This is a genomic window from Spiroplasma sp. hy2 (assembly GCF_044714365.1).
Taxonomy (GTDB): Bacteria; Bacillota_I; Bacilli_A; order Mycoplasmatales; family Mycoplasmataceae; genus Spiroplasma; species Spiroplasma phoeniceum.
Map to the genome: position 1 here is coordinate 1 of NZ_RXFZ02000013.1, position 12107 is coordinate 12107.

A 12107-nucleotide genomic window follows, 5' to 3' on the forward strand; every position below is an offset into this window, starting at 1 on the left:
TWRATTTTTAAATAAAAGACATAATTAATTAAAATTATAATTTGCTATTAGTATCTTTTTAAAAATATTTACAATTATTTTAATAGGTTATGCAAGAAGTCTATTATAAATGTGTTGTAAAAAAATGAGGAGCCAAAATGAAAATTATAACATACGAAAAAAAACCAATTAACTGATTTGCAAATTCAATTAATTGAAAAATTAAATAATGACATTCAGAGTGTTCTAGAGTTAACTATTAACGAATTAGCAGATAGTCTTTTCATCAATACTTCTACCTTAAGTCGTTTAATTAAAAAATTGGGGGTTGAAAATTATAGTAAATTTAAAGTATGAGTTGCTGGAAAGTATAATAATATCAAGGAATTTGATATCCAAGAAAATGAGACAACTCTCCATAATATTATTGATAATATTTATAAACTGCATACTTATGCATTAGATGAAACTTATCGAAATTTAAAAGTTAATCAATTAGAAAAATTCATTGATACAATTCATACGAGTGAACGAATTGTTATCTGGGGAATTAGTCGCCATACTTTAATTTGCGAAAATTTAAATTTACACTTAAATGTTTTAAAATATAACTCAACTTATCTTGTTAATTATTATGCCACAATTAAATTAATTGAAACTCTTAGTGAAAATGATTTATTAATTTTAATTTCAAAAAGCTTACAAGATGCTGAATATCATTTCCTAATTGAAGTTGCAACAAAACGAAATGTTAAAATTATTTTATTAACAATTAATAAAGAATATAAAGGATCACCTAATTTACAAAAACTAACCTTAGAGAATACTGAAATTCTAAATTTTTATGTTGATAATCCCCGTTATGTTTCACAGTTGATGCTAATTAATATTGTTTTTGGAATGTTAATTGCAAAATATCATCCTACTCATAATGAAGAATATCAAGATTATTATGCAGCCATTGATGAATGACACGAATATATTAAAAAAATAAAATAACTAGTGAACATCTGTTTCAAAAGATGTTCTTTTTATATAAAAAATAAAGCAAGTTCTAATTAAAAGGATTAAGATTTAGTGTTCATAAATTACCTTAATCCTCAAATACATAAATTTTTTTTCTAGCGAATTTGTAATTGTAATTTCTTCAAATTCATTTTAATTTGTTCAAATTGTTGGTTAATATCTGTTTCAGTTAGCTGTTTTGCCATATCATTAAATGTAAAACTAATTGTTAAAGCAACATGATTAGGCATTTCTTTATGATCAAAATACTGGTCAATCACTTCTATTGCAACAACATTTTTAACTCCTGTTAAAATCTTTTTCTTAATTTGTTCGTAGGTTACTGTTACTGGTACTCAAATTGAAATGTCACGACTACTTGTACTAAATTTAGAAGGCGGTGTGAAAAATGTTTGTTTCTTATGCGGATAATTAAACATTACTTCAAAATTAATTTCGCCAAAATAAGTTGTACTTTTTAAATCAACTTCTTTTTGATAACTAGGATGAATCACACCAATAATTGCTAATAATTGTTTTCCTAAAAAAACATGACTAGTTTGATAAGGATGGTAAATTTTATTTTTTGGTGCTGATTGATATGATAATTCATCAATATCAATTTGTTCACTTTGCAAATAAACTTCCAATAAACTTTTAATATAATAATACGAATTAGAAAGACTATCGCCTGTTATTTTATTTTGAACAATTTCTGCTTGACTTACAAATGCCCCATGATAATAACTTTTCTCATTTACATAAATTTTTTCAACAGTAAATAACTTAACATTTTTTTGATTTCGAGCATTATTATATTTAACACTGTTTAATAAACTATTTGTTAAACTTAACCGCATTACAGCATGTTCTTCCGATAATGGTGATAGTAATTGATATGGTTTTTGATAATTAAAAAAGTTAAAATGAGTAATTTCTTCTTGTTTAACTAGCGCATATGTTTTTGCCTGATAAAAACCATTATTTAAAAAAAAAGTTTCAAAATTTTTAATTGTTTTTTCAGTAGGACGTTTAGCCTTAACTAAATTTGGTAAGACTGGTGATTGAGCAACAATATTATTATAACCAAATAACCGGGCAATTTCTTCAATCAAATCAGCTTTCTGAAAAATATCGGTACGAGTTACTGGTGGTGTCACAAATAATTGTTCACCTTCTGTTTTAAATTGGAAAGCTAATGGTTCTAATAAAGCTTTAATTTCTAATAAGGTAAAAGAACGACCGATAAATTGATTAATCTCAAGTAAAGTAATGTTAATTGGCTCAACTGTTTTCTTATATTCTTTAATAAAGTTTAAAACTGATAACTCGGCTAAAAAACCATTAATTTTTAATAAATACAAATAACGTGATAATCCTAATCCAACAGTAGCATAACTAAGGGGTTTGATATAACGTTGTAAATTAATGTTACTAATACCAACTTTTCGTTGTTGTTGACGCATTATAATATGACTTAAATGGAGTGCTAACACTGTTATCTCCGTTGTTATAGCACTAATAGCATAAGTCGGATTAACGCGAACACCAATTAATTCTACAAATTCATTCCCATCAAGAACTACTAAATCACCTTTTTTAATATTAAAAGTTTTATTTTCATAATCATCAGTAATTTTTAAAGGGTTTTTAATTTTATTAAAATCATAAAGTAATAATGGTTGCCCTGTTTCAAGGGTTGCTTTAATTGCTAAATCGCCAAATGGATCTGCTACATTTGATTGATATTCATTAATTTTTAACCAAATTCGATCTAATAATTTTAGCGGAGTTTTTTCCAGCGTTAATTTAATATTAACACTAATTGCTGATTCAACTGCTGATGTTGCAATTTCTACTTTTAATGGATTTTGATATTCTTTTAAATTTTCTGTTGATTCTAATTCTAACGGAAATAATTCACGTTTAAAATAGCGGGCTAATTCACGGGCTAATTCATAAGCACTTAAGCAATCACTGCGGTTTAATGTTAAATCAATCTCAAACAAATAATCAGTTAAACCAATTTTAGTTAAAACATCTTCAGCACCAATCATATCATATGAACCTTCTTTTTCATTAAAAGTTAAAATAATTTCACCTTGTTCGGCTGGCGTTAAATATTTTTCAGCAATTCCTAATTCACTTAATGAACACATCATTCCTTCCGAAGCATATCCTTTAATTTCACGTTTTGCAATTTTTGTGCCATCGGCTAACACTGCCCCTGGACGAGCAACGACAACATATCCATTTTCCGCTGGGTTACTAGCTCCGCAAACAATTGGATCAACTAATTCTTGTCCTGTATCAACTAGACAAAACTTTAAATGCGTATCAGGAATTTCATTAACAACTTGAATTCGACCACAAACAATATTACTATTACGATCAAAATTATGAGTACGTTCTACTTCAAACCCTAAACTATTTAAAGCAGCAACAATATCAGCATTACTAATATCAGTAAAATCAATATATTTATTTAATCATCTTCTTGTAATAATCATTTTAAACCTCCTAATCAAATTTCTTAAATTGTTCTAAAAAGCGGATGTCATTTGTATAAAAACGACGAATATCATCAATCCCATATTTTAACATCGCAATTCGTTCAATCCCAATGCCAAAGGCAAAGCCAGTTAATGTTGGTTCTTGTCCACATGCTTGATAAACAAGCGGATTAATCATCCCAGAGCCCATAATCTCAATTCAACCAGTTTGCTTGCAAATTGAACAACCTTTACCTTGACAATTAACACAAGTAACATCAACTTCAACAGATGGTTCTGTAAATGGAAAAAAACTTGGCCGTAAACGGATTTGTGTTGCTTCACCAAACATCCGTTGACAAAAGTATTGAATTGTTCATTTTAAATTAGCAAAAGTGATATTTGGGGCAACTAAAAACCCATCAACTTGCATAAATTGATGTGAATGTGTAGCATCATCATCATCACGGCGATAAGTATTTCCAGTTGAAATCATTGCAATTATTTCATTTTTACTTTTCATCTGTGAAATTGCACGGGCTGTCATATTGGTACAGTGTGTTCGTAATAATGTGTTTTTAGACAAATAAAATGTATCTTGCATATCACGAGCTGGATGTCCTAATGGTAAATTTAAGCGTTGAAAATTATATTCATCATCATCAACTTCAGTTCCAAACACAATATCATATCCTAATTCTTGAAATAATTGCGAAATTTTATCAATAACTTGGTTTAATGGATGCTTTGTTGCTAATACTAAATTATATCCTGGTAATGATAAATCAATTTTTTCTTGTTCAATTGTCGCAATTAATAAAGCATTTTCTAATTCGGTTTTTTTAACTTGACATAATTCAGTTAATTCTCCTTTAATTTGATTTGTTTTTTGACCAATTGTTAAACGTTCTTGATGTGTCAAATCTTTCATTTTTTTCAATAAATCATTCAACATTGATTTTTTCCCTAAATATTTTAATTGAACGGCATTAACTTCCGCCACTGTTTTTGCTGCTTTAATGTTTTTTGTTGCTTGGGTAAATAATAAGTCTAATTCTTTTTCCATTGTTTAATCCTTTCTTACTGAAGTCTAATTAAGTTAGAAAAATCCTTGTCTATATTAAAAAAATATAAACAAGGAGCAATTTTTACGGTACCATCCTTTTTTTACTAATAAATAGTCTTAATTACAGTTAACGAATCATTTATATTAAATAATCCGGCTGGGATTAGCAGCTCTCATTAGGTGAATTCCTTAATATCTCACCAGTTATTTGCACCAATCATAACCTCTCTGACGATAAGCATATTAATTACTATTCCTAAATCAACGATTTAATCTGAAATTTTATAATTTTATTATAACCTATTTTACTCAGTTAATTCATTTAGTTTTTGTTTTTTTACTAAATACATAGATAATAGTCATGATAGAACTAAAATAATACTAATAATAGTTCCAACTTTTAATGGTGTTTGTCAATTTAATGGTAAATTAATAACAAATTTAAACTGTTCTAAAATAATGTTAACAGCAAAGTACCAAATTAGTAAGGAAATAACATATGCCAGGAAGAAGGTAAATAAAACACCAAGAACATAATTACCAATTACAATAAAGTTTACTTGCCGTGGTTTATATCCTAAGGCTCGCATTGTTAAAATAACTGAGCTAGCTTCATCAATTACCGAAGAAGTAATAATTGCTAAAATAATGAAAATAATAATTCCATTTAATATTTGTAAAATTAACAATGAATCATTTAACATCCCCAAGCCTGCCGATGCTAATAATTTTTGCAAGGTAATTAATTCAACATTATTTGGACCCGTAAAGATACTAATATCACTACCATCACTAGTTATTGTTGTCATAATTTTTCCTAAATTATCTGTAATATCATGGTTAAAAATATTAATTGTTAAGTTTTGCAATGTAATCTTATAATCTTGTTTCCCCATTAGCAATTCTTTTGGGTTGATCTTATCATAAATCATTTTTTCCTTAGAAATAACTCCATCATAAAAATCATTTGGGACTGGTTTTTTGTTAAAATCATAAAATAAAAACCGAATAGTATTAGCATTAATAAAAACATTGCTTCGTGTTGTATCATTTTTATTAATTCCCTTTACAACAATTGATATATTATACGGAGATCTTACATTTTTAACAGTAAATTCAAAAGTGTCATTAATTTTTAAATTATTTAATTTAGCTATTTTTTCTGAAATAATTGCAGGAATTTGTGTTCTTGTTAATGGTGCTGCAAACAATTCGTTAATAACCGTTTTGTTAACACCTTCCATTTGATAAAAATTTGTCCAAGTATTTGGTTCAATCCCTTTTAAATTAAGATCACTAATTACTGCTGTTTCACGATTACTTGGAGTTACAGCTAAATTAAGAACTGGCAATTCTGTTTGAGGATTATAATACAATGTATTAAAACTAACAACTGTCTTAATATGTGTCTGGTCAATCAGATTACTTAAATTAACAATATTTTTTCCTCAATCTGGTAAATTTCCTCCTGTTATATTTGTTATATCTTTAACAACTTGAATTAAATCAGTTAAATAAACTGACTGATAAATTGGCTGATAAAGAAAGAGTTTTTGTCATAATTCCATATCCATCGGATTATGATGAATCGCTGTTGCTAATTCATTAAATTTTGCTAATGAAACAGCCTGGGTTTGTTCAACATTACTTGTTGGTAACACTCGAAAATGATTATTATTTATTAATTTTAATTTTTCTTCTCCTGTTGGAGTTCGATGACTTGTTACCATTGTTAATAAACTTGGAAATTGGAAGCGATGGTCAACATCTTTTTGATAAACATTACTAAACGAATAAACAATTTGTCGAAAAATATCAGATGCATTAAATTGAATGATAAAGAGTAATGAAGAAATAAAGAAAATAAACATTACAATCATTCATTTTCAAAATCCTTTTAAAGTAAATGCTAATTGAATTCGAAACAAGAAACTTGTTTTACTAAAAATTTTTTTAATCCCAATTATTAAACCATAAAAATTCATTTTTCCAGCACCATTAATTAATACTAAACTTGGTTTTTTTAAATAACTCATTGTAAATAAAAATGATAAAGTAGTAAAAAAGATGGGGATAACTAAAAACAAAATTAGCATAAATCATCAGGAAACATAAATTAATTTAAATGGAATTAATAATCCTGTTGTATATAATGTATTAACATATAACTGAATAGGAATACTAACACAATATCCTAAGATAATACCAAATAGCATCGTGACAAAAAACTTTGTTGAAAAAATTCATGATAATTCCATTGTTTGATAACCAAAAGCTTTAAAAATTCCAATTTGACGACGAGTTTTATTCATCTCTTTTTTCATTGTATAATTAATAAAAATAAAACCTAAAAATAACAGCACCGAACCAATTGCACTATACAAAATAATTTGAATATTAATATTTTGCGTTTGCATTGCAATATCACTATTTTCATATGGAATTAAAGTTGCTGTTGGATTAATATAACCCTGTGCTAAATTTTCTTTTAAAGTTAAAATTGCATTTGTTGAATTTAATTTAATTAAAATTTTTTGACTTGGATTTAAAGTAATATTTCCTAACTCACCACGAACATTTGCATCCTGCAATTGAGTTTGGAAATGCTCAGTTGTAAATAATACACCGTATTTCCGAATATCATTGCTACTATTAATTTTTAAACTTGTCCGCTTAATAAAATTATCTAAATTATTTCCAATTCCAATAATTTTTAAATTAAAATTTGGGTTGTTTGGAATGACTGGAAAAATATCTCCAATTTTTAAATGATTTTGCTCTGCAAATAAACTACTAACAACCGCTTCATTATCTACTGTTGGCAACTGTCCTTGGTATAATTTCAATTGGTTAAAATTAACGGCGGCTGTCTGTTCTAGATTTTGTACTACCGCAGGAGTAATCTTTAAAGTATAATTTGAACCGCTTCCTTGTTTAAAAGAAATAGCTTCAAAAACACCAACAGAATATTCTGGCAAAGTTTTTTGTCGTAATAACCGTGTTACTATTTCTTTTGGTTGGTTTCAATTAAATTTTTTAAAATAAAGATAGCCAATCGGATTAACACCATCAATATTTTGCTTCATTCCTCGATATTGCGCAACTTTCGCTAATTTAGTAATAATTTGACTTGTTGAACAAATTTGCTGTAATTCTGGACTTGCAAGAGTACCACACACACTTTTTGTTGTTTTTCACCAACTACTGTTTTCATTTAAAATTGCTTGGGGAACTCCTGTAACATTAATTTCTTGCTTATTTTTATCAATAAACTTATTATGTAAATAATAATCTTCCATAAAATTAGGTTTATAATCTTCAACACTAAAATTATAATCTCATTGTTCAGATGTATATACTAAATCATTATATTTTATTTTATATTGTAAAGCACCTGATAAAATTCCGGCAATTGTTGCAATAATAATGATAATAAAAAGAATTAAACCTCCGGCTTCAATTCAATTTTTAAAATATGATTTTAAATAACTTTTTAAAATTTGGCGCATTATTATTCTCCATTTTTCATTTTAATCAATTATAACAAATTCAAAAGTTACCGAAATAACCAAAATAACTATTTTTTAAAATTAAGCGAATCGTCACTTCCAATAAGCTCTGCTAAAACAAAACTAATTTGATCAATAATGTCTGTTGGTAACACGGGTTTTTGTATTGTGAAATTTCATCACCAGCTAACCCTTGTAAATACGTTCCAACAATTGCTGCTTCAAACAATTCATAACCTTGACCAACTAAACTAGCAATTAAACCAGTTAGCGTATCACCCATACCAGCAACATCCATATATGGATTACCGGTACCGTTAATATACACACGATTACCATCCGTAATAATTGATTGATATCCTTTTAAAACAACAATTTTATACTTATTAGCAAATTATTTTGCAATATTAATTTGATTACTTAAAATTTCTGGCACACTTTTATTAATTAAACGTGATAATTCCAATGCATGGGGTGTTAAAATTGCTCGTCCACGTAATTTCCGTAATAATGGGACATCTAGAACATTAATTCCATCAGCAACAACAATTGATCCTTTATAATTCTCTAAAATATAATTTAAAGTATTATATGTCCGTTCTGTTTTTCCTTTTCCCATTCCATAGGCAACTACATTAACTTTGTTTGTTAATAAATCTAAAATTCGAGTTCGATCAGAAGCATCACAAAACGTAATTTCTGGAGCAGTATTATTGGTTTTTCCTAATAATTCTGGGGATAATGCTCAAATTACTAGGCCAATTTCAGCATTTAATGCCATATTAGCAACTAAAGTCCCAGCATTTAATATTCTAAACTTGAAGCAAAAATAAGTAAATTTCCATAAATGCCTTTGTGTGAAATTAGTGAGCGGGAATGTAATTGGACACTATCCGTATAAAATAAGTTGTTATCAATTAATTTCGCGCAAATCCTATTAATTTCTTGCTGATGAAACCCCAATTGTCATACAACAACCTTTCCTAAATAAGGAATAATATCATAATTAATAAAAGCTGATTTATAAGTAAAAAAAGTAACAGTTTTATTAGCCTTAATTGCAATTGTTGGAATTGTTGCACTATCATTTTCAATTCCACTTGGAATATCACATGCTAAAACATATTTTTGACTTTCATTAACTTTTTTAATAATTTCAGCAATGGCAGGTGGCATTTTTCCATGATAACCAATACCAAAAATGCAATCAATAATAATATCAGTTTATAAAATTACTGCCTCAATATTATCATCAAGAAAGGTCATTGTTACATTTCGCAACTTTTTAACTAATGAATAATAATATGCCACTTCTGGGGTTTTAGCAGTATCAAAGGTTTTTTTATTAGTGCAAATATGAATATGGATCTTTTTTGTTCCATCATAATCACTAATTAATTTTGCTAAACAAAAACCATCCCCACCATTATTACCAATGTTAGCTAAAATTAAAAAACTATGAACTGCTAAATTCAAATGATGAAATAAACCCTCGACTGCTTTCGCCATTAATTTAACTGCTGAAATATCAAATTGATTAAAAATAAAATTTTCAAGATTTTTAGTGTCTTGTTGATTACTAATATAAAGCATATTTCTTAACTCCTTACTTATTTATGTTAAATTAAAAAGAAAACCATATTAAATTCCTGGTTTTTTTAAAATTTCAACTTTTTCACGATAATTTAACATATACTTTTCAACATGATATCAAAACGCCTTAGAATGATTATGATGAACTAAATGTGATAATTCATGAATAATTACATATTCCAATACTGTCGGATCAAAATGAATTAACTTTGTATTTAAAACAATTTTTTCCGTTTGTGGATAACACACACCTCATTTACGAACCATTGCTTTAATTGTTAAATTTTTATAAGATAAATTCATTATTGTTGCTCATTTATTTAATAACTGTTCAAATTTATAACTAAATTTTTGTTTTAAAAAATGGTGTAACTTTTTAACATTTTCATCATAACTACCAGCATCTTTTAATAAAAAATATTGTCGATTAATAATTTTTGTATGAATATTTTCATTGATTAATTGCAACGGATATTTTTCATTAAAAACATAAACATAACCTGTTCCATTTAGATTAATGACAATCTTTCGATAATTATCGTGAACATTAATTACCGTAATAATTTTTTTAATATTTTTATAAATTAGAGCTTCAATTTCCCAATCATGGGCATAACTAGGGGCCGATACTTTAATTTTGCCATTATTAACATTCAACACAATATTCTTCTGTTCTTTAATAATTAAATCATATTTAATTAAGTTGCCCTGATATGGTAGCACTTTTTCCAATGCCATGCTATTCCTCCCCCTATCATAAATATGGATGAATTAATTATTATCATCTATTTTATCATCATTTTCATTTTCATTCTCAAAATTATGGTGTAAATCCGATGATTGTAAAGAATTATTAGTTGCTGGTTTTTTTGTAATATCTTCACGGTATTTTTTTCCTGCTGTTCAAATTTTATCAATATCACCTAAAAAAACTTTACCATCATAAGAACTATCAACACGGGCATTGGGATTAATGCGTTTCTTACCACTTGGTTTTGGAACCGAACCAATTCGTTCTGCTAATTCTGTTTTATCTAATGACATATGTTGTTTTGATTTTGGAATAATAATTGAATCATAGGCATTGAAATTTCCTTTTGAAGACGAAGTTTCCGTACTAAAAATAGGAACTGAATAATCACGATGTTTAATAATATCACCTTTTTTCACAAAGTCACCTTCTTGTTCAATAAGTAATCCTGCTGGTGATTCATCAACAATTCCTTCACCCTCTTTAATTGTGCGTAAATATTGGCCTTCTGCACCAACACGAATTGTTGGTTTTGAATTATCAGAATTATTATCTTCTTCCTCTGGAACAAGATGTGCTTCACCTTGCTCATGTAAAAGAGCATTCCGAGCCATTTTTGATTTCAATAATGCCATTTTTGCTTTTAAATCATTTGTTGTTGCAACTGATTTGTTGTTAAGAGGAGTTTTTGTTTCTTCAATAGGAGTAAGTTCAGCTTGATTAACCATTTCTTTTTGTGGTGTTAACCCACGAGAACCAATTTTACCAGTTTCAAAATTAATTGCTGTTAAACGATTTTTTTGATCTTGTGTTAATGATTTTGCTTTTCGTGTTGTATGATAATAAGCTATTGCAAAGCAACTACCAAAGAAGGTTAAGACTGGTCCAATAAATAGCAAAATAAAACCTGAATTAATTGGTAAATTTAACTTAAAAATATTTAAACCAGTTTTAGCACTTATTGGTTGACCAGCAAGCACAACAGCCATTGTTAATAAAATGAAAGATATTAATCCAATAACAAAAGCACCACTTATGCCAAAAATTTTATAACCATTATTTTTTGATAAATAATTTGGAATTAAATACAGCAATACTAAAAAACTAGAAATTCCAATTAAAATCCCCCCAACTAATTCTGGGTTTGCCATCACATTATGATATACTGTCATATTTGAAAACTGTAAAACTAAAAGAGCAATATCGTGTAATAGCATATCTGCAGCATTATAAAGGAACATTTGATTATTAATTTTATTTGCTAGCATAATTAATATTCCGAACAGTAACGCACTAAAAATTCCGCCAATTGTTAAGAAAGTTAATGACACTCTACGTAATTTCTCCATTTTTTTCACCTATCTTTTAACCATAAAAAACCATACATATATTATTTAGGTATATACCGTAATTATACCCTATTTATATCAAAACCAATAATAAAATGTAAAAATCGTTTGTTATTTATCATTTTAATTAAAACAAAATCCAACAGAAAAAACAATTTAAAATTTTAAAAATAAAAAAGATACTAGTTTTAAATTAAAACTAGTATCACTTCACATAATTGTAACACAACTTTCACTCAGGGTAATGTTTATTATTTCTTTAATTTTGTCGAAAACTCTTGATATTTATAAAATATACCTAAAATTAGGTATATTTTTAATATATGGAGGTAAATAATTAATGAAAAAAATAATTNNNNAWAA

8 protein-coding genes and 1 pseudogene are annotated in these 12107 nt (G+C 27.2%); 1 reads left to right on the forward strand and 8 read right to left on the reverse strand.

Going from position 1 to position 12107, the window contains the following annotated elements; translation table 4 throughout:
* Positions 1-177 precede the first annotated feature (177 nt).
* Positions 178-978: a MurR/RpiR family transcriptional regulator gene (locus EHV01_RS00985; RefSeq protein ID WP_422065806.1), complete on the forward strand. Its 801-nt coding sequence runs from the start codon at positions 178-180 to the stop codon at positions 976-978.
* A gap of 122 nt (positions 979-1100) precedes the next feature.
* Here EHV01_RS00985 and pheT read toward each other — a convergent pair whose 3' ends face one another.
* From pheT to EHV01_RS01025, 8 genes and pseudogenes are all read right to left on the reverse strand, one after another.
* The gene (pheT, locus tag EHV01_RS00990; RefSeq protein ID WP_422065807.1) at positions 1101-3494 is read right to left on the reverse strand and encodes a phenylalanine--tRNA ligase subunit beta; all 2394 of its coding nucleotides are present in this window, start codon (positions 3492-3494) and stop codon (positions 1101-1103) included.
* 10 nt (positions 3495-3504) lie between these two features.
* Positions 3505-4542, reverse strand: a complete 1038-nt coding sequence (gene pheS, locus EHV01_RS00995; protein ID WP_400248533.1) for a phenylalanine--tRNA ligase subunit alpha — start codon at positions 4540-4542, stop codon at positions 3505-3507.
* A gap of 305 nt (positions 4543-4847) precedes the next feature.
* Complete coding sequence (locus EHV01_RS01000; protein ID WP_422065808.1) at positions 4848-8051, reverse strand: FtsX-like permease family protein; 3204 nt, start codon at positions 8049-8051, stop codon at positions 4848-4850.
* Between the two features lie 112 nt (positions 8052-8163).
* Positions 8164-8832, reverse strand: a pseudogene (locus EHV01_RS01005) (ADP-dependent NAD(P)H-hydrate dehydratase).
* A 23-nt stretch (positions 8833-8855) separates the two neighbouring features.
* Positions 8856-9227, reverse strand: a complete 372-nt coding sequence (locus EHV01_RS01010; protein ID WP_400248537.1) for an NAD(P)H-hydrate epimerase — start codon at positions 9225-9227, stop codon at positions 8856-8858.
* A 48-nt stretch (positions 9228-9275) separates the two neighbouring features.
* The gene (locus EHV01_RS01015) at positions 9276-9644 is read right to left on the reverse strand and encodes a hypothetical protein (RefSeq protein WP_422065809.1); all 369 of its coding nucleotides are present in this window, start codon (positions 9642-9644) and stop codon (positions 9276-9278) included.
* A 48-nt stretch (positions 9645-9692) separates the two neighbouring features.
* The gene (locus EHV01_RS01020) at positions 9693-10382 is read right to left on the reverse strand and encodes a M48 family metallopeptidase (RefSeq protein ID WP_422065810.1); all 690 of its coding nucleotides are present in this window, start codon (positions 10380-10382) and stop codon (positions 9693-9695) included.
* A gap of 33 nt (positions 10383-10415) precedes the next feature.
* Complete coding sequence (locus EHV01_RS01025) at positions 10416-11744, reverse strand: MFS transporter (RefSeq protein ID WP_422065811.1); 1329 nt, start codon at positions 11742-11744, stop codon at positions 10416-10418.
* Positions 11745-12107: the final 363 nt, after the last annotated feature.